Annotated in this window: 22 protein-coding genes; 8 read left to right on the top strand and 14 right to left on the bottom strand. The window is 62.8% G+C overall.

What is annotated here, in order from left to right; genetic code table 11:
• Positions 1-17: 17 nt before the first annotated feature.
• Positions 18-2879, top strand: a complete 2862-nt coding sequence (treY, locus tag IEV40_RS13995; protein WP_188422691.1) for a malto-oligosyltrehalose synthase — start codon at positions 18-20, stop codon at positions 2877-2879.
• Between the two features lie 45 nt (positions 2880-2924).
• On the opposite strand, the gene IEV40_RS14775 is transcribed toward treY, so the two are convergent.
• Complete coding sequence (locus IEV40_RS14775) at positions 2925-3617, bottom strand: hypothetical protein (RefSeq protein WP_443093952.1); 693 nt, start codon at positions 3615-3617, stop codon at positions 2925-2927.
• Between the two features lie 245 nt (positions 3618-3862).
• Here IEV40_RS14775 and IEV40_RS13985 point away from each other — a divergent pair, with 245 nt between their 5' ends.
• Both IEV40_RS13985 and IEV40_RS13980 read left to right on the top strand, forming a co-directional pair.
• On the top strand, positions 3863-4495 hold the full coding sequence (locus IEV40_RS13985; protein ID WP_188422689.1) for a response regulator transcription factor: 633 nt from the start codon (positions 3863-3865) through the stop codon (positions 4493-4495).
• A 128-nt stretch (positions 4496-4623) separates the two neighbouring features.
• Positions 4624-5631 (top strand): ROK family protein, encoded by a 1008-nt coding sequence (locus IEV40_RS13980; protein ID WP_188422688.1) that lies wholly within the window; start codon positions 4624-4626, stop codon positions 5629-5631.
• Between the two features lie 34 nt (positions 5632-5665).
• Here IEV40_RS13980 and IEV40_RS13975 read toward each other — a convergent pair whose 3' ends face one another.
• The gene (locus IEV40_RS13975) at positions 5666-6316 is read right to left on the bottom strand and encodes a cysteine dioxygenase family protein (RefSeq protein ID WP_188422687.1); all 651 of its coding nucleotides are present in this window, start codon (positions 6314-6316) and stop codon (positions 5666-5668) included.
• A 102-nt stretch (positions 6317-6418) separates the two neighbouring features.
• Here IEV40_RS13975 and IEV40_RS13970 point away from each other — a divergent pair, with 102 nt between their 5' ends.
• The gene (locus IEV40_RS13970) at positions 6419-7237 is read left to right on the top strand and encodes a sterol desaturase family protein (protein WP_188422686.1); all 819 of its coding nucleotides are present in this window, start codon (positions 6419-6421) and stop codon (positions 7235-7237) included.
• Between the two features lie 57 nt (positions 7238-7294).
• On the opposite strand, the gene IEV40_RS13965 is transcribed toward IEV40_RS13970, so the two are convergent.
• The gene (locus IEV40_RS13965) at positions 7295-8005 is read right to left on the bottom strand and encodes a GntR family transcriptional regulator (protein ID WP_188422685.1); all 711 of its coding nucleotides are present in this window, start codon (positions 8003-8005) and stop codon (positions 7295-7297) included.
• A gap of 175 nt (positions 8006-8180) precedes the next feature.
• Between IEV40_RS13965 and IEV40_RS13960 the strand changes: the two genes are divergently transcribed.
• The 3 genes from IEV40_RS13960 (at position 8181) to IEV40_RS13950 (ending at position 11837) form a co-directional block, all read left to right on the top strand.
• The gene (locus IEV40_RS13960; RefSeq protein WP_188422684.1) at positions 8181-8933 is read left to right on the top strand and encodes an alpha/beta fold hydrolase; all 753 of its coding nucleotides are present in this window, start codon (positions 8181-8183) and stop codon (positions 8931-8933) included.
• Positions 8930-10231 carry an iron-containing alcohol dehydrogenase gene (locus IEV40_RS13955; protein ID WP_188422683.1) on the top strand — a complete coding sequence of 434 codons (1302 nt, stop codon included), beginning with the start codon at positions 8930-8932 and terminating at the stop codon, positions 10229-10231. The genes IEV40_RS13960 and IEV40_RS13955 overlap by 4 nt, the downstream gene beginning before the upstream one ends.
• 229 nt (positions 10232-10460) lie before the next feature.
• Entirely contained in the window at positions 10461-11837 is a 1377-nt protein-coding gene (locus tag IEV40_RS13950) for an MFS transporter (protein ID WP_188422682.1), read from the top strand.
• Positions 11838-11913: 76 nt separating this feature from the next.
• On the opposite strand, the gene IEV40_RS13945 is transcribed toward IEV40_RS13950, so the two are convergent.
• Genes IEV40_RS13945 through IEV40_RS13895 form a run of 11 tightly spaced genes read right to left on the bottom strand, consistent with a single transcriptional unit; the run spans position 11914 to position 21587 of the window.
• Positions 11914-12699, bottom strand: coding sequence for a GntR family transcriptional regulator (locus IEV40_RS13945; RefSeq protein ID WP_229724152.1), 786 nt, complete (start codon positions 12697-12699; stop codon positions 11914-11916).
• Positions 12700-12724: 25 nt separating this feature from the next.
• The gene (locus IEV40_RS13940) at positions 12725-13654 is read right to left on the bottom strand and encodes an acyltransferase domain-containing protein (RefSeq protein WP_188422681.1); all 930 of its coding nucleotides are present in this window, start codon (positions 13652-13654) and stop codon (positions 12725-12727) included.
• Positions 13636-14610, bottom strand: coding sequence for a triphosphoribosyl-dephospho-CoA synthase MdcB (mdcB, locus tag IEV40_RS13935; protein WP_229724149.1), 975 nt, complete (start codon positions 14608-14610; stop codon positions 13636-13638). The genes IEV40_RS13940 and mdcB overlap by 19 nt, the downstream gene beginning before the upstream one ends.
• Positions 14586-14822 (bottom strand): phosphoribosyl-dephospho-CoA transferase MdcG domain-containing protein, encoded by a 237-nt coding sequence (locus IEV40_RS13930; protein ID WP_188422680.1) that lies wholly within the window; start codon positions 14820-14822, stop codon positions 14586-14588. The genes mdcB and IEV40_RS13930 overlap by 25 nt, the downstream gene beginning before the upstream one ends.
• Positions 14819-15535 carry a biotin-independent malonate decarboxylase subunit gamma gene (locus IEV40_RS13925; RefSeq protein ID WP_188422679.1) on the bottom strand — a complete coding sequence of 239 codons (717 nt, stop codon included), beginning with the start codon at positions 15533-15535 and terminating at the stop codon, positions 14819-14821. The genes IEV40_RS13930 and IEV40_RS13925 overlap by 4 nt, the downstream gene beginning before the upstream one ends.
• Entirely contained in the window at positions 15528-16499 is a 972-nt protein-coding gene (locus tag IEV40_RS13920) for a biotin-independent malonate decarboxylase subunit beta (RefSeq protein WP_188422678.1), read from the bottom strand. The genes IEV40_RS13925 and IEV40_RS13920 overlap by 8 nt, the downstream gene beginning before the upstream one ends.
• Positions 16496-16810: a malonate decarboxylase acyl carrier protein gene (mdcC, locus tag IEV40_RS13915; protein WP_188422677.1), complete on the bottom strand. Its 315-nt coding sequence runs from the start codon at positions 16808-16810 to the stop codon at positions 16496-16498. Before mdcC ends, IEV40_RS13920 begins: the two co-directional genes overlap by 4 nt.
• Before the next feature lie 7 nt (positions 16811-16817).
• The gene (gene mdcA, locus IEV40_RS13910; RefSeq protein ID WP_229724160.1) at positions 16818-18497 is read right to left on the bottom strand and encodes a malonate decarboxylase subunit alpha; all 1680 of its coding nucleotides are present in this window, start codon (positions 18495-18497) and stop codon (positions 16818-16820) included.
• Positions 18497-20005 (bottom strand): tripartite tricarboxylate transporter permease, encoded by a 1509-nt coding sequence (locus IEV40_RS13905; RefSeq protein WP_188422676.1) that lies wholly within the window; start codon positions 20003-20005, stop codon positions 18497-18499. Before IEV40_RS13905 ends, mdcA begins: the two co-directional genes overlap by 1 nt.
• Before the next feature lie 54 nt (positions 20006-20059).
• Entirely contained in the window at positions 20060-20575 is a 516-nt protein-coding gene (locus tag IEV40_RS13900) for a tripartite tricarboxylate transporter TctB family protein (RefSeq protein ID WP_188422675.1), read from the bottom strand.
• Positions 20576-20585: 10 nt separating this feature from the next.
• On the bottom strand, positions 20586-21587 hold the full coding sequence (locus IEV40_RS13895; RefSeq protein ID WP_188422674.1) for a Bug family tripartite tricarboxylate transporter substrate binding protein: 1002 nt from the start codon (positions 21585-21587) through the stop codon (positions 20586-20588).
• 342 nt (positions 21588-21929) lie between these two features.
• Here IEV40_RS13895 and IEV40_RS13890 point away from each other — a divergent pair, with 342 nt between their 5' ends.
• The gene (locus IEV40_RS13890) at positions 21930-22547 is read left to right on the top strand and encodes a hypothetical protein (RefSeq protein WP_188422673.1); all 618 of its coding nucleotides are present in this window, start codon (positions 21930-21932) and stop codon (positions 22545-22547) included.
• The last annotated feature ends 30 nt before the right edge of the window (positions 22548-22577 follow it).

The following is a 22577-nucleotide window of genomic DNA, read 5'->3' as shown; positions in this document are numbered from 1 at the left end:
TAGAAAGAAGAAAAACGATGAGCATTCCCCGCGCCACCGCGCGCCTGCAGTTGCACAAGGAATTCACCTTCGACGATGCCGCCGGCGTTGTCGATTACTACGCGGCGCTCGGCATCAGCCATCTGTACCTGTCGCCCATCCTGACCGCGCGGCCCGGCTCCATGCACGGCTACGACATCGTCGACCCGACGCACATCAATCCCGAGCTCGGCGGCGAACCGGCACTGCGCCGCCTCGTGCAAAAGCTGCGCGGCGCACGCATGGGCCTGATCGTCGACATCGTGCCCAACCACATGGGCGTCGGCGGCGCCGACAATCCGTGGTGGCTGCACGTGCTCGAATGGGGACGCCACAGCCGTTACGCGCGCTGGTTCGACATCGACTGGAATTCGCCGGACCCGATGCTGCGCGGCAAGATCCTGCTGCCCTTCCTCGGCGACCAGTACGCGCAGACGCTGCGTTCCGGCGACCTGCGCCTGCACTTCGATGCGGAAAGCGGCCAGCTGTATCTCGGCTACTTCGCGCATCGCTTTCCGCTGGCGCCGTGGACCTACGGACTCGTGCTGCGGCACGGCGGCACCGCGATCCATGCCGCCACCGCCGGCTTCTCCGAAATCGATCCGAACGGCGACGATGCCTGCCAGCGCCACGATCAGCGCTGTGCGATCTTGCGCAACATCGCGCGCAGCAGCGACGGCATGACGGCGATCGCGCAGGCATTGCACGCCTTCGCGCCCGATGCGCAAGGCGGCGTGAGTCGATTGCATCGCCTGCTGGAGCGGCAGAATTATCGGCTGACCTGGTGGCGCAATGCGGCGGAAGAAATCAACTGGCGCCGCTTCTTCGAAGTCAGCGACCTGGCCGGCATCCGCGTCGAACTCAACGACGTTTTCGACGCCACGCATGCGCTGATCCTGCGGCTGTACGAAGAAGGCCTGATCGACGGCGTGCGCATCGACCATGTCGACGGCCTGGCCGATCCGATCGCCTATTGCCGGAAACTGCGTGCCGCGCTTTCCGCACTGTCCGCGAAGCGGCCGGCCGACGCGCCGGATACCCATCCCTACATCGTCGTCGAAAAAATTCTCGCGCATGGCGAAACGCTGCGCACCGACTGGGCCATCGACGGCACCACCGGCTACGATTTCATGGAACAGGTCGGCGCCTTGCTGCACGACGACAGCGGCGCCACGCCGCTCGGCAAGTTGTGGGCGGAACTGACCGGCGACAACGACAATTTCGCCGCACACGTCGCCAACGCGCGCCGCCAGCTGCTGCGCGAGAATTTCGTCGGCGAATTCGCCGCCCTGACGCGTGCCGTGCATGCGGTTGCCGGCACCGAGCTCGACACCCGCGACATTTCGCAGGCGGCGATCGCGCGCGTGCTGACCGAACTGCTGGTCGCCTTCCCCGTCTATCGCACCTACTGGTCGGAAGACGGCCGCGACGACACCGACCGCGACGTCATCGAGCGTGCGCTCAACGAGGCGCGCCGCAATCTCGCATCGCAGGATCTGTCGCTGCTCGATACGCTGATCATGCTGTTCGATACCGCCAACATCGATGCCGACGCCAGCGCCGACGCGCCCGAACTGCGCCGGCTTGCCGTGCGCCGCTTCGAACAGCTGACACCGCCGCTCGCCGCAAAATCGGTCGAGGACACCGTGTTCTACCGCTACGGCCGGCTGCTGTCGCGCAACGAGGTCGGCGCCGATCCCGAATATTTTTCCGCATCGATCGCCGATTTCCACGCCTTCAATCTGGAACATGCCGCGCATTTTCCGCAAACGATGCTGGCGACCGCCACGCACGATCACAAGCGTGGCGAAGACGTGCGCGCGCGACTGGCCGTGCTGAGCGAAGTCACCGACGAATGGGAAGAGGCGGTACGCCGCTGGAAACGCCTGCATACCGATCTGCGCGTGCGGCTGCCGACCGAAGACGAAACGGTGGAACTGATCGCGCCGGCGCTGGATGCCGAAATCATGCTGTACCAGATGATCTTCGGTGCATGGCCGCCGGATCTGCGCACCGACGATACCGACGGCCTGCAACAATACGCGGACCGGCTGGCCGCATGGCAGCAGAAGGCGCTGCGCGAAGCCAAGCAATATTCAAGCTGGGCCATGCCGAACGACGATTACGAACAGGCCTGCCGGCGATTCCTGATGGCGCTGTTCGATCGCGACAGAAGCAGCGCTTTCCTCGACGAGATGGTCGAATGGGTACAGCGCACCGCAGTCGCCAGCACCGCCAACAGTCTGACGCAAACGCTGCTGCGGTTGACGTCTCCCGGCGTGCCGGACCTTTATCAAGGTACCGAATTCTGGGATTTCAGCCTTGTCGATCCGGACAACCGCCGCCCGGTCGATTACGCCGCACGCTGCAAGCTGCTGGCGGAAGCCGCCGACATGCGCGATCTGCTCGATACAAGTCAACGCGCCGACGCACAGCATCGGCAAGCGGGAGGACAACCGGGGATGCAACCGAAGGAGCAACTGAAACAGCCGCTGATCCGCACCGCGCTCGCACTGCGCTCGCAGACGCCCGGTCTTTTTACGCAGGGCGAATACATTCCGCTGCGTGCCGAAGGCCCGCTGGCAGACCACGTCATCGCCTTCCTGCGGCGAGATCAAGGCCATACCGTTCTGACGGCGGCATTGCGCCACACACTGTTACTGGTCGACGACAATCTGTCGCTGCGGCAAGACGGCAACAACGACGACAATGTCAGCGCAGGCACGCTGTTGTTGCCGGGCCATCTTCCGCCCCTGACCGATCTGCTGACGGGAAAACGCATCGCCGCCGACAACGGACGCATCGATATCGCAGCGCTGTTTTGCATGCTGCCCATCGTGCTGGCAACTGCGGAAAGTTGAGGATGACGTGCAACAAAAAGAGGAGCGAAAAAAAAAGCCCGTGCCCTACGCCAATATCCCGCGCCTGCATTTCTGACATGCTTTGATGCCATCCGCCGATAGTTCGCCTTCCGCGATTTTTCTACCATGATCGTTCCATCTGCCGGATGGATTTCCCGGCGGGCGAACAGGCTCGCTTTTCCCCAGAACCATCATTTCAGGAGAACGAATATGGCGAACAATCCAGGCAATCCCCAGAACACCAATCGCGGCTTTGCAAACATGGATGCAGGCAAGCAGCGTGAAATCGCTGCGCAAGGCGGCCGTGCCGCACATGCCAGCGGCAATGCGCACGAATTCAGTTCGGCCGAAGCAAGTGCTGCCGGCCGCAAAGGCGGAGCAGCCAGCCACGGCAACAAGGCACAGGCTTCCGGCAGCACCAGCGGCACACGCGGCGGTTCTTCCGAGCAGCATGCGCAAGCCGGACAGCAAAGCCACAAGAACAAGTAATTGATCCATTCCCCGCGCTGCCGGGATTTTCATCAATTGCGTTTCACTAAAGCGGGCGACGACAAGGTCGCCCGTTTCTTTTTCATTGCAGGCATGCCGGAAACGCACTCCTGCTGAAACTGCGGCACCAGTCTTTATCGCCGCATCACCGATTTTCTGATCACCGATTTTCTGATCACCGATTTTCTGATCACCGATTTTCGGGTTACCGATCTTCGGGTTACCGATCTTCTTTGTCGTTTCTGCCACAGACAGTTGTTTCGCATTGTTTCGATCCGGCAATGCGATGCCCCGCCGCGAACATCGCCCGCTTTGCCAACTTTTGCATGACACTCGCGTGACGCCCAATACATCACTTTATGTGCGTCGTTTCACAGACTGCATGCGGCATTCGCCTTATCGTAAGTCCTGTGCAATCCCGTGCAATCCTGCAGTCGGGCTACATCGATATTCCTGCAGCGTCCTCCATTCACGCGGAAAACCGTCTTCATCGGATGCAGATACTGATCGTCGAACATTTTCCCGTCATTCGGGCCGGCATACGGCAATGGCTGTCGTCCGAGCCGGATCTCGCCATCGTCGGCGAAACGCCGTCGGCGGAAGAAGGAATGCGCCTGATCGATGCATTACGCCCCGATCTGGTATTGCTCGACATCACGACGCCACGCAAAAACGGCTACGAGGCATTGCTGGCCTTCAAGGAACGTCGCCAGCATCTGCCCATTCTCATCATCAACGGCAGGCCGGAACGTTTTTATGCCGCGCAGCTGATGAACAACGGCGCGGACGGATGCTTCCCCGCGCATGGCTCCGGCAACGAACTGATTCGTGCGATCCGCATCGTCGGCAGCGGCCGCCGCTATCTGGAAGGCGAAACGCCGCCGCTGCAAACCGAGATGGACGGCAAGCCGCGTGCACTGCATGAACAGCTCAATCCACGCGAGTACGAAATCTTCCACAGCATCTGCCGCGGCGAACGGCTGACCGATACGGCGGACCGGCTTTCGCTCAGTCTTTCCACCGTGAACCGATACCGCAAGCAGGTGCTGGAAAAAATCGGCGTCGACGACATTCCCGGACTGATCCGTTACGCCATCCATCAAGGAATAGACAGTTCGCAATACTGAAGCCCGCTGCGCTATTTCCCCACTATTCCTTCAAAGAACATTCCCTGGCCTAAACTTTGTCGTGCCAGAATGGTCTCTCTTCAAAGCAACACCTCTCGACATCCCGCAACCCCGTTTCAGGAAGCGATATGCTCTCCAGCAAAAGTACGCAGTCATCTCTTTTCATCGGTGGACTCGATATCGGCGGTACCAAGATGGCAGCCATCGTTGCCGATCGCAGCGGCCCGCTGGCACGCGTCGTCGAACCCACAGCCAAGACCGGCACCGAATACGCACCGGCGGAACAGGCGCTGCGCCTGCTGAAAGATGCCTGCGCCAAGGCCGGCGTTCCATTCGAGGAACTGGACACCGTCGGCGTCAGCTCCTGCGGCCCTTTCATCCGCCAACAAGGCAAGATACGGCTGGCCGCGCCCAACATCTGCGGCGGTATCGCGCGGCGCGGCGAACTGCCGAACGACTGGATGTCGGTGCCGCTGGAAGAAGTGCTGCGCCGGCATTTCGTGCAGGTTGTCATCCGCAACGATTGCGTCGCCGCACTGACGGCGGAACGCGCCTTCGGCAACCTGCAAGGCGTCGACGATTGCGCCTACGTCACGTGGAGCACAGGGATCGGCTTCGGCCTGTGCGTCGATGGCCACCTGCTGCACGGCAAGAACGGCAATGCCGGCCACGCCGGCCACATGCTGATGACGGATCAGTCATCGGCGCAATGCGGTTGCGGCAATTACGGCGACGTCGAAGCGCTGGTATCCGGCTATAACCTGGAAGCGCGTTGCGATCGCCCGCCTGCCGAACTGTTCGATGCCGCCAGGGCCGGCGATCCGCAAGGCCGTGCCGTCATCGCCGAAGCGGCCAAATGGTTCGGCCGTGCGCTGTTCAACGTCACGGCAGCACTCGATATCGAGCGCTTCGTCATCGGCGGCGCCATCTGGCACCATCACGGCGAATGGCTGGAACCGATGGTGATGTCGGAACTGTGCACACGGCTGCCGGCGCTGACGAACGGCGTATCGCTATCGTCGCCCGGACTGGATTCGCTGGTGACCGACATCGGCGCACTGCACCTCGTCATGCCGGAAGACTGGCCGAACGAGTGGCGCGCGCGCAAACCGTGGCAGCAGCTGCAGGAAAGCTGACGTCGCTTCAACCGGCATCAATGGCCACGCCGCTTCAAACTTCTCGCGCATTCGCATAGCCGGACACGAATTCGCGCATCGCGCCAGTCGCCGGATCGTAGACATGGCGACGTATCCTGCCGATGTCTGCACCGTAAATATGAATGCTGATCGAGACACGATCGTCATACAGATTGGCGACGCGATGAATGTCGCCGGCGGCCGGTGACAGCATTTCCACGTCGCCCGGCCGCAACACCGTCTCTCCCAGATTGCGCATCGCCGCGCCGGCTTCATCCGGCACGAAGCGCTCGCTGCGTTCCGCGCCGCGCAGCATGCCGATCAGTCCCCACACCGTGTGGTCATGCACCGGCGTCGACTGCCCCGGTCCCCAGACGAAGCTGACAATGGAGAAGCGCTCCGCCGCATCGGCGTGCAGCAGGTATTGCCGGTAGTGCTGCGCATCCGGCTGCGCGTATTGCGGCGGCAACCAGTCGTCGTTCGCGACCAGTTCGCGCAACAGGGCGCTGCCTGCATGCAACACGCGCGCCTCGTCCGCATCCACGCCAGCACGCTCTTCCGCCCCATTCTTTCCTGCATTTTTTGTTGCGCTTTTCGCTACATTTCGCGTTGCGTTTTCAGCCGCATTTTCGTCCAGCAACGCCTCGAAGCCGGCGATTGCCCGCTGCAGTCTTTCCAATTCCATTTCCGTCTCCTTTCCTCTGGCATGGCAGCTTGACACAACAAATACATACGACTAATATATCAGTCATACACAATCATCGCCACCCACTCGAGGAGACCCATCATGATGAGCGAACGTCAGCGGAATTTCCGCGAACAGTACAAGGCTGACATCAGCCCCCTTTACAACGGCCTGCTGCACATCACCGTCATGTACGGTGTCGGCATCGCCGCCATCTGGTATTGCGCCACGCAACTGCAGAATGCGCGCTGGGAATGGCTGGTCGTCCTGCCGGTCTTCATCGCCGGCAACTTCGTCGAATGGGCGATGCACCGCTACGTGATGCATCGCCGCATCGACGTCTACGCATTACGTGCCATCTACGAGCGTCATACGCGCCAGCATCACCAGTACTTCACCGACAACGAAGTGACGATCGACAGCACGCGCGAATTCCGCATCGTCTTCTTCCCGTGGCGCGTGCTGGCCACGCTGGGCGTCGGCGGCCTGACGCTGGGCTACATCGCCTCGCTGGTCATCAATGCCAACGCCGGCTACATCCTGTTCATCACGATGGTTGCGCAGTACCTGATCTATGAAACTTTCCACTACTGCTGCCACGTGCACGACAACTGGTTCGTGCGCAACATCCCCTTCATCAACACGATCCGCCGCCACCATACGGCGCACCACAACCTCGGCATCATGATGAAGTACAACATGAACCTGACCTTCCCGATCGCAGACTGGGCGATGGGCACGACCGACCTGAACCGCGGCCTGATCGGCCACCTGTTCAACGGCTACAGCGAGAAACACGTGAAGGAAGAACTGAAGCCGATCATCCAGCGTTTCCGCGTCGACGATTCGCGCGTGACACTGGACGGCCCGGAACTGACGAAGGAAGAAGACGACACGCTGAATCGCGGCCTCGTCCTGTAACAAAGGAAAACGGCCGCCGGCGCATGACGCTGGCGGCCGTTTTTTTACACGTCCGTTTTACATGTCGGAAGTGAGGGTCGCCTTGGCGAAGGATTCGATGTTGTCGAGCAGGCTGTCCAGCGCCTTGCCGGCGCCCTCGACGTCGCCCTTGGCGATCGCACCGGCCACGTTTGCATGCAGGCGCGCCATTTCCGGCAGATCGGCCGCCTGCTTGTAGTGGAAGTACCAGAAGCGGCGTGACAGTCCGTGCATCAGGCGCATCGCGCCTTCCGCGAACTCGTTGCGTGCGGACAGCAGCGTCATCTCGTTGAACTCACGGTCGGAACGCATGAACGTCATATCGTCATCGGTCTTCGAAGCCAGCATGAATTCGTCGTGCAGACGCGCGAAGATCGCCCTTTCCTCCGGCGTCGCGCGGCGTGCGGCACTGCGGCAGATCAGGCGTTCCACTTCGCGCCGCGTCTCCAGCAATTTCAGCTGCTTCTTCAGGTCGATCTCCGGCACCAGCAGGCCGCGCTGCGGCAGCACCAGCAGCAGATGCTCGCGCGCCAGCCGCTGGATCGCCTCGCGGATCGGCGTACGGCCGATGTTCAGCATTTCGCTCAACGTCAGTTCGGAGATCACCGAACCTGGCGGAATGCGCAGCGTGATGATCGCTTCTTCCAGCTGCTCGTACGCCAGGTCCGTCAGCTTGGGACGGACATGTGCGTTACCGCCACCCCTAACGGTGTTGCGCGCGGATTTGGTTTCGGCTCTGCTTTCTTTCACGGATGGTTTCTGCGTCGTTTTTTTCGCGGTGGTTTTTTTTTGACGTGGCCATGGGCGGGAATGTTTTCCGGTTGTGTATATGACTGATGTATCCGCATTGCATATGCGGACGAACGATTGAATTTTAAATGTATATCTCAAATATGGCGCATCTTTTTCATCGAGGAGCAGCAACATGAAGCAAGACGTCGCCCATGCGGGCGCAGACGGCAGCGCAATCGATCTCGTTGCGCTGCACGGCATACAGGGCACGCGTGCCAGCTGGCAGAAGGCGCTGCCGCTGCTGGCCGACATGCACTGGATCCTGCCCAACCTGCGCGGCCGTGCCGAAGCGTGGCGCGGCGCAGGCGTGCAGGACTACACGCTGGAAAAATTCGCCGAAGACGCCTGTGACGTAATCGCCGGTCACGTGCGCACGCCGCGCTTCGTGCTGGCCGGCTGGAGCATGGGCACCTCGGTCGCGCTGGCGAGCTTCGATGCGCTGCGCCGTGCCGGCCGTCCGCTCCCGTCCGCACTGATCCTGATGTCCGGCAGCCCGGTGCTGAAGGACGTGCAATGGTTCGGCCGCAGCAATGACGACACGCTGCTGCAGGAAATCGCCACGCGCGAACAGCGGCTCGGCCTGCGCGAACCGGCAGACCGCAACGCCGTCGCCTGGACCTGGCAGGCGATACGCGATACCGACCAGCGCGCACTGCTGGCTTCCATCAACGTGCCCGTCCTCATCGTGCACGGCAGCGACGACGAGGATTCGCCGTACGCGCATGCACAACTGCTGGCCGACGGCCTGCCGAACGCGCAACTCGTGCGCATCGCCGGCGGCCGGCACGCCATCCTCGCCGAACAGACGGAACAGGTCGCGGCCGCCATTCGTCATTTTCTTTCGCACCTTTCTCTCGCAACATCAACGCACAGGAGCACCTCATGAGAATGCATGACCAGATTCATTTCTGTCCGCCGGCGCGCGTCGTCATCGGCTGTGGCAGCCGCAGTCAGCTGCCGGCCCTGCTGGCGCGGCTCGGCTATCGCCTCGGCGTGCTCGTCACCGACGCCTTCTTCAGCGGCCAGACACCGTGGGTACGCGAATACGTCGAAGCAGCCGCCGCACTCGGCATCGAAACCGTCGTGTTCGACGGCGGCCTGCCCGATCCGACCACCACACTATGCGACGACGCCACGCGCGACGTGCGTGCACGTCTCGGCGGCCGCCCCGCCGACCACGTGATCGCGCTCGGCGGCGGCAGCAACATCGATCTCGCCAAGGCGATGTGCGTGACGCTGCCGGCCGGCAGGCCGGTCGCAGATTTCAAGGGCACGATGCCGGCCGCGCCGGATGCGCTGCCGCTGATCGCGCTGCCGACCACCGCCGGCACCGGTTCCGAAGCCACGCCCGGCGCGATCCTGATCGATCCGGAAAACGCCACCAAGATCGCCGTGATGGACAACGCATTGCGCCCGGCGATCGCTCTGATCGATCCCGAATACACCTACACCTGCCCGCCGCGCGTGACCGCCGATTCCGGCATCGATGCGCTGACGCATGCGGTCGAGTCCTATCTGACGCTGGATTCGTTCGACTTCGCGCGCGACGGTCATCCCGATCCCGGCTACAGCGGCCGCTCGTCGCTGACGATGCTGTTCGCGCGCGAGGCGATCGACTTGTGCGCACGCCACCTGCTGCGCTGCTACCACGACGGCAACGACCACGAGGCACGCGTCGGCATGGCCTACGCCAGCCACTACGCCGCGCTTTCCTACGGCAGCGCCGGACTGAACGCGGTGCACGGCATCGCCTATGCAGTCGCCGGCCTGACGCACAAGACGCACGGCACCACCAACGCCGTGATGCTGCCCTATGTGCTGGACGCGCTGCGCGAGACGCGTGCGGCCGAGATGCTGGACATCGCGCGCCTGTTCGGCATCGCCGAGCCGGACACGCAGCGCGCCGTGCTGCAGCTGCCGGCCGTCATCCGCGATCTGGTGGCGCAGCTCGGCATCCCGGCCAACCTGAAGGACTTCGGCATTGCGCAGGAGGAATTGCCGCACCTGACCGACGATGCGCTGGCCGTCACGCGGCTGGCGAAGGCGTTTCCGGTACCGGACGTGGCGGCTGCCTACGCGAACATCGTGCAGCGCGCATGGCAAGGCGTGCTGGCCGCCGATGACGAAAGCGGTGAAGTGAACGGCCGGGAAATCCGCGCCGAACCGGCCAGAAAACTGGCGTAAGGCAACAGATGCAAGACCGGGCGGCGCACAACAGCGACCTGCCCCGGGTTTGCCGAAAATCAACGGCAAACCCGCATCAAATCAGCGCCCAGACCGTTGAAAAATCTTGATGAATACTTTTCATATTCATGTAATATATTAGTTGAAGGCGGACCACCGCCTCGCAGGCAGCACACATAAACGAGACGCACGCCGGCGTACCCAACCCGGCGAACAAAGGAGACTCAAGATGAACGCACCCACCATGGCCATGCGCCATGCGAACGTCGCCGCGCGGCTGGAACGGCTGCCGATGACACGCTACCAGCGCGGACTTTTTTCCATCATCGCCACCGCGTGGTTCTTCGATTCGATGGACCTCGGCATCATGACTTTCGTGCTCGGCTCGATCAAGACCGAGTTCGCCCTCTCCAGCGCGCAGGCCGGTCTGCTCGCCTCCTCCAGCTTCCTCGGCATGTTCTTCGGCGCGGCGATTGCCGGCATGCTGGCCGACAAGTTCGGCCGCAAGCCGGTGTTCCAGTGGAGCATGGTGTTCTGGGGCGTCGGCAGCCTGCTGTGCGGCTTCGCGCAGAACGTCGAACAGCTGATGATCTTCCGCGTGCTGCTCGGTTTCGGCATGGGCATGGAATTCCCGATCGGGCTGTCGATGGTGTCGGAGATCGTGCCGGCGAAAAGCCGCGGCCGCTACGTCGCCGTGCTCGAAGGCTTCTGGCCGATCGGCTTCATCGCCGCCGGCATCGTCGCTCTTGTCGCATTGCCGGCCATCGGCTGGCGCGGCATCTTCATCGCGCTCTCGATTCCCGCCGTGTTCGTGTTCATCGTGCGCCGCTTCGTGCCGGAATCGCCGCGCTGGCTGGAAAGCATGGGGCGCACCGAGGAAGCCGATGCCGTCACCGCCGGCATCGAACGCCGCGTGATGGCGGCCAGCGGCGCACCGCTGCCGGCAGCCAGTCTCGCAAACTACACGCCCGCATCGTCGGATAGGCGCACGCTGTTCGCCGAGCTGTGGCAAGGCGCGTACGCGAAACGCACCGTCATGCTGTGGGCACTGTGGTTCTTCGCACTGCTCGGTTACTACGGGTTGACGACGTGGCTGGGTGCGCTGCTGCAGCAGGCCGGTTATGAAGTGACGAAGTCCGTCACCTACACGATCTATATCTCGCTGGCCGGCATTCCGGGATTTATCTTCTCGGCGTGGCTGCTGGAAGTCTGGGGCCGCAAGGGCACCTGCGTGCTGATGCTGGCCGGCAGTGCGATCTCGGCTTTCGTCTACGGACAGGTCGCCACCGCACAGGCACCGGTCGCGCAACTGATCGGTGCCGGCCTGTGCATGCAGTTCTTCATGTTCGGCATGTGGTCGGTGCTGTACGCCTATACGCCGGAACTGTATCCGACACGCTCGCGCGCCACCGGCTCCGGCTTCGCGTCGTCGGTCGGCCGCTTCGGCGCGCTGCTCGGTCCGTTCGCCGTCGGTGTCGTCCTGCCAGTCACCGGCCATACCGGCGTATTCATGCTGGGCGCGCTGTCGTTCGCGGCAGCGGCGCTGATCGTGATCGTGATGGGGGTGGAAACCAAAGGCAAGTCGCTGGAGGAAGTGTCGTCCTGACGTACCAGGTAGCTTCATGAAGCGCGGGTGTCGGCATCAGCCGCACCCGCGTTTTTTCCTGTGCGGTTTGATATTTTTACTCGTGCGCCTGCTTGCGCGTTTTTTCTTGTGCCAACGTGCGTTCACTCTCATGTTCGCCCACGCGCTGCGCGAAATCGCAGGCACCGGCAGACAGGCAATCGATGGCTTCGGCAGTCGCACGTGCATCACCCGATGCGATCGCTTCAGCCACATCGGCATGATGGTGGGCGCTGGTACGCAGCATGTCGAACTGACGGAAATAGCGGAACCAGAAGCGGCGCGACAAACCCTGGATCAGCAGCAGGCTGCCTTCGGTGAATTCATTGCGCGCGCAACGGCGCGACAGATCGTTGAATACCTTGTCGGTACGGATGAACAGCAGCTCGTCGCCGGCTTCGGCCGCCTTGCGAAAATCTACGCCCAGCGCGGCAAAGCGTGCGCGTTGTTCGATCGTCGTACGACGCGCAGCGCTGCAGAAAGCCAGGCGTTCGAGTTCCTGCCGCACTTCCAGCAGGCGCAATTGCGCGAACGCGTCGATCTCGGTGATGCGGATACCCTTCTTCGGCCGCACCACCAGCAGATGTTCCACCGCCAGCCGGCGCACCGCATCGCGCACCGGGCCGCGTCCGAGTCCGCTCAGTTCGCTCAGGTAGGCTTCGCTGACGACCGCACCCGGCTGCAGTTCCATCGTCACGATGGCTTCTTCCAGCCGGCGATAGGCGCGCTCGGCCGCGCTCTCCTGCATACCGGCGACGACCGGCAGCGAAGCTGTCGATACCTGCGCATCCATTGCCGGCAGACGCCGGCGGCTTGCCGTGAAAAAATCCGTCAAGGCTTCCATACTGCGTTCGAACCGTTCCTTTCTTTCACTCACAGCGCGCATTGATCCAGGCTGCAATGCCCTCCAGCGACCGGAAATCGTCGCAGGAGCGGCTGTCGATGCCATCGATCTCTTCACATTCGGCGAACATTTTCGCCAGATTCTTTCCCGTGCCGACTTCCAGCACGATGCGCGCGCCACGCTCGGCTGCACTCTGCATGCAAGCCAGCCAATCGACCGGCTGCGCCAGTTGCGCGGCTAGCGTATCGGCAATCGTATCAGTCGTCATCGTCGGCATGCCATCGATGCCGGCCAGCACCGGCACCGCCGGCACCTGCAGCGATGATGCCAGCACGGCGGCACGAAAAGGCGCCACCGCATCGCGCATCAATGGCGTGTGCGACGGCACCGCCACGTCCAGCAGCTGATGCCAGATTCCACGCCGTTCCAGTTTATGCGCAGCTGCAACTAGATCGCCGCGCCGGCCGCCGATGATCGCATGATCGTCGGCGACGATAATCGCTTCGGCCAATGCGTATTCATCGCACAGCGCGGCAGTCTCGTCGCGGCGCAAACCCTTGACGGCCATCAGTCCGCCATCGCATGGCGCGGCGGCATCCATGCAGGCAGCGCGCTGCGACACGATGCGCGCCAGCGTCTCTGCCGTCCACGCACCGGCGCAACCGTAGGCGGCCATCTCGCCGGCACTGTAGCCGGCAAACAACATCGGTTGCGGCACCATGGTCGACAGCGCCACCCAGTTCGCGACTGCCGCGGCGCACACCAGAAGCTGCCCGTTGCGATTGGAAAACAGATCACTACCATGGCCATTACGCGCCATTGCGACGACGTCGATACCAGCCGCCACCGAATACGCATCCAGCCATTCTGCCGCAGCAACGGACTGCAGCGCCAGCGCAAACATTTCAGGATGCTGCGCGCCCTGTCCCGGGCAGACTATCGCCAGCGCTGCCATCCATCCCCCGACAGAATACGATCGACCAGCAAGGTCGCCGCCAGCAGATCGGCGCTGCCACCCGGACTCAGCCTTCTGCGGACGAAGGCGTCGTGGATCGCGCGCGCACGTGCCGGCCAGTTCTCGCGCAGCACGCCGCCGCCGGCAAGAAATTCCCTGGCGGCGCGATGCGCGTAAGCCAGCCCCGATGCATGGCCGCGATGCAGCAGATTGGTATCGTCCAGCACGGCGAGGATCGCGAAGAAGGCTTGTGCGCGCGCTGCGCGTTCGCTGGCGCCGCCTGCACGCGCGGCACGCAATGCCGGCAGAGCAACATCGAACACGTGCGGAAAACCCATCGCCGCCTCGCCGCGCGCGCCGCCCACCGCATAGCGGCGGCAGGCACGACTGCCGTGCGAGGCATCGTCGGCCACGCTGTCCATCTGCTTGATGTCGTCCGACCACTGGCAGACGACGGTCGAGGACAGGCTGCTTGTGCCGCCTTCCTGTTCCCAGCGGCCGGCCGCCGCGCACAGGATGCCGAGATTGAAGATCGCACCGCGATGCGTGTTGATACCGGAAGTCGCGCGCAACATGCGCCGTTCGGCATCGATGCCAAGCCTGCGCAGGCGATCGAACGATGCGCCCGCCGCACCAGCCAGATAGATCGTCGAGAAATAGCGGCGCAGCGAAAACAGGCTGCGCATGAAAGTGGCGGCGTCCATGTCGTCGTGGCTGCCATTGTCCATCTTGCTGACGAGGCCCGGCTTCGGATAAAGACACAGCTCGTCGTGCAACGCGCGCAACGCGAGCATGCTGATCTCGCGCGAGCGGCGCACCATCGCCTTCCACGCCTGCCGTGTGCGCAGTACCTCGGCAATGTGCGGCACGCCATGTTCGGCGGCGGCATCCGTTATCGAATCCGATGCCGAATCCAATGCCGAATCCGGCGTCAGTTCCAGTGCTGCGAATGCCATATCGCTTCCCTTTCCGTCAGCGCGATACCGCGCATCGACTTCGCCAGCACATAACGCGTATCGCCGGCCAGCTCTTTCCATGACACTGCACGGCCGTCCGGTAATTCGATCTCGCCATCCAGCGGCAGATCGCGCGCGAATGTCTGCAGCAGATTCAGCCAGACGCGCGCATGGCGTCGCAGGAAAGCCGGCGATGGCGGCACGATCGTCATGCAGGCTGCGCGCAGTTGCGCACGCGTTCCGTCACGTCGTACGCTGCAATCCGGCCGCCGCGCTGCGCACCCAGTTCCGCGCGCCGATCCGCACCGCCGGCCGGCTTTTCCAGCGCAGCAGCAAGGCAGGCATCCAGCGGTTCCTGCCAGATGTCTTCCACGCAGCCGAGCGCGACGAAGTTGGCGACGCCGGGGCCGAGGATGGACGTGGTGCGGCACAGTTCTTCCAGTTGCTCCAGCGGCAGCTTGGTCACGCGCGACATCGCCGGCAGCGCCATCACGCGGATCTGCGCATCTTCGACCGCATAGGTTTCGTCGGCCAGCATGCCGAGCGCGAGGAAGCCGCCGCTGACCGCTTCGCTATAGACGACGCTGATCAGCCGATGCCCGCGCTGGCGCGCGACGGCGAAGCATTTCGCCAGATGCGCAAGGCAGGCGTTGTTGCCGATCAGTTCGTCGAAACGCGACAGCTGCTGCCCCTGCGTATCGACCAGCGCGAGGATGGGTCGCCCCGGATGTTCGCGCACCACGGCCAGTACGCGTGCGGCCAGCTTCATCGCCAGCTGCGCGCCGATGGCGGCGTGCTCGGTGGTTCCGACAACGGCGACAGCGCGGCCGCCGATGTTGCCACTGCCATGCAGCACGCCGTCTTCCAGCATCACGTCATGGTCGCCGAGGAACAGGCGGTCGCATAGGGTTTTCCAGTCAAGCATGATTGTTCTCCCCACGGCCTTTCTCTCGTGCCGCGTCGGCTATCTCGGTGAATGCATCGATATCCATCAGCGGTACACGCTGCGGTTCGGCGATGCCGAGCGCAGACCAGATCTGCGTCGCATCGCGGCAATCGGCAAAGCGCTGCAGGCGCTGTTGCAGCATCGCGTGCTCCCGTTCCACCGCTTCCAGCGACAGCGGGCGCGGATGGCCGAGCCGGCGTTGTGCGGCGCTGCGGAAGGCGGCGATATCGTCGGGCACGATGTCGTCGGCGTCGCCCAGGATGTAGCGATGCTTGCCGCCCATCGTGCGCCACACCAGCGCGCGGTCGCGCGCATCGAATTCCTCGACGCCGTGCGCAGCCTCGATCACTTCCGGGCCGGAGACGGCGAGCCGTCCTTCTTCCGAAACGATCACGTAGTCACAACACTTGGAGACGATGCCGAGACCGCCATAGCAGCCGTTGCCGCCGCCGATCAGCACGATGACCGGCACACCGGCCGCGCGTGCATCGAACACGGCGCGCTGGATCTCGGAAATCGCGGTCAGCCCGGCATTGGCTTCGTGCAGCCGCACGCCGCCGGTATCGAGCAGCAGCAGCACACCGGCAGGACACGCATTTGCCACACCTTCTGCTGCGCGCTGCAGCAAGCCGACAATCTTCGCGCCGTGTACTTCGCCGACCGAGCCGCCCATGAAGGCCGGCTCCTGCGCCGCGATCAGCACCGGTGCGCCGCCGAGACGACCTTCGCCGATCACTACACCGTCATCCAAGGCAACCGGCTGGCCCAGCATCGGCAGATGCGGACTGACGTGTCGTTCCGACGGCGGCAGGATTTCGGTGAAGCTTCGTTCGTCGAGCAATGCGGCGATGCGTTGCCGCGCCGTGCGTTCCAGATAACTGCCGGCGTGCACGTGGAATGCATCGTCGCGCGCGTTGCCGCTCTCCAGTATGCAGGCGCTCATGCCCGGCCTCCGCATTCCTCGACCGCCTGCATCAAACGCAGGCTGACGACGGCCGGCGTCGCGCCGGCGTCGTTGATCGTGACGACGACATCGCCGAGCCGATAGCGTTCGGCGAAGTTGCCGACCACCGCTTCCCAGGTTTCGTCGAAGCCGTGCACCGAGGTGCTGATGACGAAACGCACCTTGCCGTCCAGCGGCTGCGGTTCGAACAGCACTTCCAGGTTGCCCGAGCCGACCACACCGACGATGCCGGTCTGCATCGCGCCGTGTTTTCCGGCGAACGGGCCGAGTTCGAAATTCAAAGTCTGCATGTTGTCCTCACCAGTTGCGGAACCTGCTCGGCGGCGCATAGAGGCCGTCCGACCAGCGGACCAGATCCTTCATCGACCGCGCAGCGAGCAGGTCGCGCGTGGCCATCGAAACGTCGATGCCAAGGTCTTCCGGCAATTGCACGATGCCGCGCATGCGCAGTTCGGCGACCTTTTCGCGGTCGCGCCTGAGGCCGACCGGCGTGAAGCCGGCCACGCCACGCACCGCCTGCTCGCGCTCGGCCGGATTGGCGCAGCGGTGCAGGTGCGCGATACCTTCCTCGGTGACGAGGTGCGTGACGTCGTCGCCGTAGACCATCACCGGCGGCAGTTCGAGTGACAGCTCTTGCTGCAATTGCCAGGCATCCAGCCTTTCGGTGAAGGTCGGCTGCATCTTGTCGCGGAAGGTTTCCACCATCTGCACCACCAGCTTGCGGCCGCGCGGCATGGTCGCGCCGGTCGCTTCGGCCGCTTCGCGTCCGGCCTTGAGCCAGGCGTGGCTGGCGTGGCGGCGCGCGCGCGATTCGGAGCCGAAATTGGGCGCGCCGCCGAAGCCGGCAATGCGGTTCAGCGTCGCCGTCGAACTGTTGCCCTGCGTATCGATCTGCAGCGTGGAACCGATGAACAGGTCGGCGTAGTGACCGGCGATCTGACAGAACACGCGGTTCGAGCGCATGCTGCCGTCCGGCCCGTCGAAGAAAACGTCAGGCCGCGCACGCAGGTAATCTTCCATGCCGAGTTCGGAACCGGCGCAGTGGATGCCGCGCACGAAACCCGATTCGATTGCGGGGATCAGCGTCGGGCATGGATTGACCGTCATGTAGCTGCAGATTTTTCCGCGCAGGCCCAGCGATTCCGCATAGGTCGGCAGGATCAGTTCGATGGCAGCGGTGTCGAAGCCGATGCCGTGGTTGAGGCGATTGACCTCGTACGGCATGTACAGGCCCTTGATGACCATCATCGCCATCAAAATTTGCGTCTCGCTGATCTGCGCCGGATCGCGCGTGAAGATCGGTTCGATGTAGTGCGGCTTCGGCGCCTGCACCACGTAGGAAACCCAGCCGGCCGGTACGTCGATGCGCGGCACTTCGTCGACGATCTCGTTGACCTGCGCGATCAGGATGCCGTTCTTGAAAGCGGTCGCCTCGGCCGAAGCCGGTGTGTCCTCGGTGTTGGGCCCGGTGTACAGGTTGCCGTGGCGGTCGGCGCTCTGCGCGGCGATCAGCGTCACGCGCGGCGTCAGGTCCATGAAGTAGCGACCGTACAGTTCGAGATAGGTATGGATGCCGCCGATGCTGACGCGCCCCGCCTTGATCAGCCGCGCCAGCCGCACGCCCTGCTCGCCCGAATAGCAAAAGTCCAGTCTGGACGCGATACCACGCTCGAACACATCGAGCTGGGAAGACAGCGCGATGTTCGATTGCACGATGTGCAGGTCATGCACCACGGTCGGGTCCAGCTTCGCCAGTTCCTGCGACAGGAAATCCGCGTGCTTCTGGTTGTTGCCCTCGACGCAGACGCGGTCGCCCGATTCGATCACCGCTCGCAGCAGCGGCAGCAATGCATCCTTGTCCACCAGCTTGCCGTTCGCGTACGGCGCGCCGCGCTGCTGGCGCGCCGCCGTGTTGCGCGCCAGCGTATCCCAGCGCGCTTCACCTTGGTGCCGCATGTCGCCTTTAATGTCACGCATCATGCCGGCACCTCGACGATCGCCTTACGCTTGGGCAGGATGCGCGAGATGATTGGCCACAACAGCGTGAGCAGCGCCAGCGTGCTGATGGTGCCAACCAGATAGTTCGACCACAGGATGCTCATGCCGCCGTGCGACAGCATCATCGTCTGGCGGAACGCATCCTCGGCGCGGTCGCCCAGCACCATCGCCAGGATCATCGGCGCCAGCGGGTAATCCAGCTTCTTCAGCACGTAACCAAGCACGCCGAAACCGACCATCAGCCACACGTCGAACATCGCGCTATGCACTGCATAGGCGCCGATCGCGCACAGCAGGATGATGACCGGCGCGACGATCGAGAACGGAATGCGCAGGATGGCGGCGAACAACGGTACCGTCGACAGCACGACGATCAGGCCGGCGATATTGCCGAGATACATGCTGGCGATCAGGCCCCAGACGAAATCGGCCTGATCGGTGAACAGCATCGGCCCCGGCTGCAAACCCCACACCATCAGGCCGCCGAGCAGCACGGCCGCCGTGGCCGAGCCCGGGATGCCGAGCGCCAGCATCGGCAGCAACGCCATGGTGCCGGATGCATGCGCTGCCGTCTCCGGCGCCAGCACGCCTTCCATGCTGCCCTTGCCGAACTGATCCTTCTCCTTCGAGAAGCGCTGCGCAATGCCGTAGCCCATGAACGAGGCCGCCGTCGCGCCGCCGGGCGTCACACCAAGCCAGGCGCCGACGACGAAGCTGCGGATCAGCGTGGCCCAGTAGCGCGGCAGCTGCACCCAGGTTTGCAATACCACCTTCAGATTGATGCCGGCGGACTTGCCGCGGAACGACAGGCCCTCCTCCATCGTCAGCAGGATTTCGCCGATGCCGAACAGGCCGATGACGACGATCAGGAAATCGACGCCGCGCAGCAGGTCGGACAAACCGAACGTCAATCGCAGGCCACCGGTGATCGTATCCATGCCGATTGTCGCCAGCGCAAAGCCGAGCATCATCACGATCAATGTCTTGAACGGCGACCCCTTGCTCATGCCGACAAAGCTGCAGAACGTCAGCAGGTAGACGGCAAAAAATTCCGGCGGGCCGAACTGCAACGCAAACTTCGCCACCAGCGGCGCGAGGAACGTGATCAGCACCACCGAAAAGAACGCACCGACGAAGGAACCGCTGAATGCCGTCGTCAATGCTTCGCCGGCACGCCCGCGTTGCGCCATCGGATAACCGTCGAAAGTGGTGGCCACCGACCACGGCTCACCCGGGATATTGAACAGGATGGACGTGATCGCACCGCCGAACAATGCGCCCCAGTACAGGCAGGAAAGCAGGATGATGCCGGCAGTCGGCGTCATCGAGAATGTCAGCGGCAGCAGGATCGCCACGCCATTGGGGCCGCCCAGCCCCGGCAGCACGCCGATCAGGATGCCCAGAACCACGCCGACGAACATCAGCATGACGTGGTTCCAGGTGAGCGCCACCGAGAACCCATGCATCAGGTAACCGATTTCTTCCACAAATTTCTCCTTTGCGGCATGCGCCGCATATCGGTCTTTATTGTTTTTGGTGCGCTAGTAACCCAGCGCGGCCTCGATCGGGCCTTTCGCCAATGGAACCAGGAACTGGATTTCGAACAGCCAGAAGGTCACTGCCGTGACCGTGCCAGCCACCAGCACGCAACGCAGCCAGCCGTAATGACCGAGCTTGCGCATGAAGCCGGCGATCAGGCCGAAAGCCGCCACGTAGATGCCGAGATAATCGGTCGCCACCACGAACAGGACGATCGGCAGCAGCACCTGCAGCACCGGCTTCAGTTCTTCACGCGTGACGAACGATTCCGCATCGCCCGAAGCACGCTTGGTGCGCCATGCCTCCACCGCGACGCCAAGCGCCGCGACGCACAGGATGATGCCGATCCGCAATGGGAAATAGCCGGATTGAGGGCCGCGCGGCCCCCATCCGGAACCGATCTCCAGGCTGCTCCAGATGACGACCCCGCCGATTGCGAAGAACAGCAATGCGCAGGCCAGTTCGGCGGCGGCACGCCTGACGAGCACCGCCTCCTTTTGCTCTTTCTGCTGACTCATTGCCGTCTCCTCAGCGCTTCTCGATGAAGCCCGCCTTGTCCAGCAATTCGTAGTGCAGCTTGGCATCCTGTTCCAGGAATTTCTGGAAGGCGTCGCCGGTCAGGAATTTTTCCTTCAACGCATTGCGTTGCAGATAATCCTTCCATTCCTGCGTCGCCACGACCTTCTTCATCTGGTCGACGTAAAAGGCCACCTGGTCCGGCTTCACGCCAAGCGGCATGTGCACGCTGCGCAGCATCAGATAAGTGACGTCCAGCCCCTGCGATTTGCAGGTCGGGATGCTGGACCACGATTCCGTCTTGGTCAGCAGCGTGGTCTGCTTCATCGGTTCGTCATCGAACACGCACAGCGGACGCAGTTGCCCCGCACGCCATTGCGAAACAGCTTCCACCGGATTGTTGACGCTGGCATCGATATGCTTGCCGACCAGCTGCGTGGCGACGTCGCCGCCGCCCTTGTAGGGGATGTAGTTGAACTTGACGCCCGCGGCGCGCTCGATCGAGGCGACCACCAGATTGTCTTCACGACGCGAACCGGCACCGCCGAAGCTGATCTTGCCCGGCTCCTTTTTCGCCGCAGCAAGGAATTCGCTCACGGTCTTGTACGGCGATTCGGCATTGACCCACAGCACGAACTCATCCATCGCAAGGTTCGCCACCGGCGTCATGTCCTTCCAGGTGAATGGAATATTGGCCGTCAGCGGCAGCATGTACATGTGCGATGCCGACAGCAGGATCTTGTTCGGATCGCCATTGCTCATCTTGACGTCGATGAAGCCTTCGGCGCCGCCCGCACCGCCTTTCGGCATCACCACGTAAGGCTTGGGCGACAGCTTGTATTTGACGACGATGCTGGAAATCAAGCGCGCCATCTGGTCGGTACCGCTGCCGCTGCCGGAAGGCAGTGTCATTTCGACCGCTTTGGTAGGTTCCCAGGCGAGCGCGGCGCTGGATGCCAGCATGGTGACCGCGAAGGCGGTGCACGCACTGGCGGCGTGTCTGCGTGTAAACATGGAATTGTCTCCTTTGTAGTAGGCCGCGACGCTTTCCGGGGCAGCGCGACATGCGGGCGATCTTCGTGCCCGTTGTTATAATCCACTAATATATTAGTTGTGTCAATCAACCTGGAAATATATTTTCGAAGGGGGGATTTCCGATACTCAAGATTTATCGCCAGCAAGAAACCGGCAGGGATCAGGCAAGAGGCGGGCAAAAACCGTGGCCGCACCCCATCTCTTCTCCGGAAACGGAACCTGCGCGCCGCATCGCAATCTCTTCTCTGGCAGTCGCCGCAGTGCTAGAGTGGCAATGCGGCAGTTATTCTTGCTTTACCCACCCCCATCAAGGAGACAGGCATGAGCAAAGCAAACGGCGAAAAGGCATCGCTTCTGGTAAGCCATCTGATCGAAGAGCAACTGCGCGTCCTGCCCACCTCGGTCGCCACCATCCTGCAGCCGGTCACCAACGATTTCGCAAAGCAGGTCGGCGAAAAACTCCTTCTGCGCAGAAAGCGCACGACACTGAAGACCGGCTCGGGCGGCAACATCGTCATGGAGTACGCGGAAGCGGACGGCACCGAACTCGATTTCCACGGCTCGATCAGCGTCCTGCAGGAGAATCCGGACCAGCAACACAGCTATCTGCGCGTCGTGGTCGGTAATACGCTGCTGGCAGTCGAGCTATGCCTGCGCCAGTACAAGATCGACGACATGCGTCTGCCGGAAATCCAGTTCCTCGGCCATGTCGTCGACGCCATTCTCAACGCCAATGTCTTCAACATCCGGGAGGACTATATTCCGGCCGCCAGTTTCGACGACCTCATCATCGACAAGAGTCTGAACGGCACGCCGCTATTCGGCGACGGCAATACGCAAGGTTTCATGGAATTCGGCGATGCCATCGCGCTGCTGCAATGGCTGGCGCGCTATCTGCGTGGCCAAAGGAATTTCGTCAGCGGCGGCGATGCCGGCTGACGAAACTGTCGTGCAGCGCCTGACGGTGCG

This window comes from Oxalicibacterium solurbis (assembly GCF_014635845.1).
GTDB lineage: Bacteria > Pseudomonadota > Gammaproteobacteria > Burkholderiales > Burkholderiaceae_D > Oxalicibacterium > Oxalicibacterium solurbis.
This window is presented reverse-complemented; position numbering and strand designations above follow the sequence as displayed.

What these genes read in the sequence shown, in the direction of transcription:
- IEV40_RS13930 (WP_188422680.1), bottom strand. Translation starts at nt 14,822, where the DNA reads ATGACGATCGTGCCGCCATCGCCGGCTTTCCTGCGACGCCATGCGCGC.
- IEV40_RS13890 (WP_188422673.1), top strand. Translation starts at nt 21,930, where the DNA reads ATGAGCAAAGCAAACGGCGAAAAGGCATCGCTTCTGGTAAGCCATCTG.
- IEV40_RS13955 (WP_188422683.1), top strand. Translation starts at nt 8,930, where the DNA reads ATGAGAATGCATGACCAGATTCATTTCTGTCCGCCGGCGCGCGTCGTC.
- IEV40_RS13980 (WP_188422688.1), top strand. Translation starts at nt 4,624, where the DNA reads ATGCTCTCCAGCAAAAGTACGCAGTCATCTCTTTTCATCGGTGGACTC.
- IEV40_RS13945 (WP_229724152.1), bottom strand. Translation starts at nt 12,699, where the DNA reads ATGGAAGCCTTGACGGATTTTTTCACGGCAAGCCGCCGGCGTCTGCCG.
- mdcB (WP_229724149.1), bottom strand. Translation starts at nt 14,610, where the DNA reads ATGGCATTCGCAGCACTGGAACTGACGCCGGATTCGGCATTGGATTCG.
- IEV40_RS13950 (WP_188422682.1), top strand. Translation starts at nt 10,461, where the DNA reads ATGAACGCACCCACCATGGCCATGCGCCATGCGAACGTCGCCGCGCGG.
- IEV40_RS13900 (WP_188422675.1), bottom strand. Translation starts at nt 20,575, where the DNA reads ATGAGTCAGCAGAAAGAGCAAAAGGAGGCGGTGCTCGTCAGGCGTGCC.
- IEV40_RS13970 (WP_188422686.1), top strand. Translation starts at nt 6,419, where the DNA reads ATGATGAGCGAACGTCAGCGGAATTTCCGCGAACAGTACAAGGCTGAC.
- IEV40_RS13920 (WP_188422678.1), bottom strand. Translation starts at nt 16,499, where the DNA reads ATGAGCGCCTGCATACTGGAGAGCGGCAACGCGCGCGACGATGCATTC.
- mdcC (WP_188422677.1), bottom strand. Translation starts at nt 16,810, where the DNA reads ATGCAGACTTTGAATTTCGAACTCGGCCCGTTCGCCGGAAAACACGGC.
- treY (WP_188422691.1), top strand. Translation starts at nt 18, where the DNA reads ATGAGCATTCCCCGCGCCACCGCGCGCCTGCAGTTGCACAAGGAATTC.
- IEV40_RS13895 (WP_188422674.1), bottom strand. Translation starts at nt 21,587, where the DNA reads ATGTTTACACGCAGACACGCCGCCAGTGCGTGCACCGCCTTCGCGGTC.
- IEV40_RS13925 (WP_188422679.1), bottom strand. Translation starts at nt 15,535, where the DNA reads ATGCTTGACTGGAAAACCCTATGCGACCGCCTGTTCCTCGGCGACCAT.
- IEV40_RS13960 (WP_188422684.1), top strand. Translation starts at nt 8,181, where the DNA reads ATGAAGCAAGACGTCGCCCATGCGGGCGCAGACGGCAGCGCAATCGAT.
- IEV40_RS13940 (WP_188422681.1), bottom strand. Translation starts at nt 13,654, where the DNA reads ATGGCAGCGCTGGCGATAGTCTGCCCGGGACAGGGCGCGCAGCATCCT.
- IEV40_RS13975 (WP_188422687.1), bottom strand. Translation starts at nt 6,316, where the DNA reads ATGGAATTGGAAAGACTGCAGCGGGCAATCGCCGGCTTCGAGGCGTTG.
- mdcA (WP_229724160.1), bottom strand. Translation starts at nt 18,497, where the DNA reads ATGCGTGACATTAAAGGCGACATGCGGCACCAAGGTGAAGCGCGCTGG.
- IEV40_RS13985 (WP_188422689.1), top strand. Translation starts at nt 3,863, where the DNA reads ATGCAGATACTGATCGTCGAACATTTTCCCGTCATTCGGGCCGGCATA.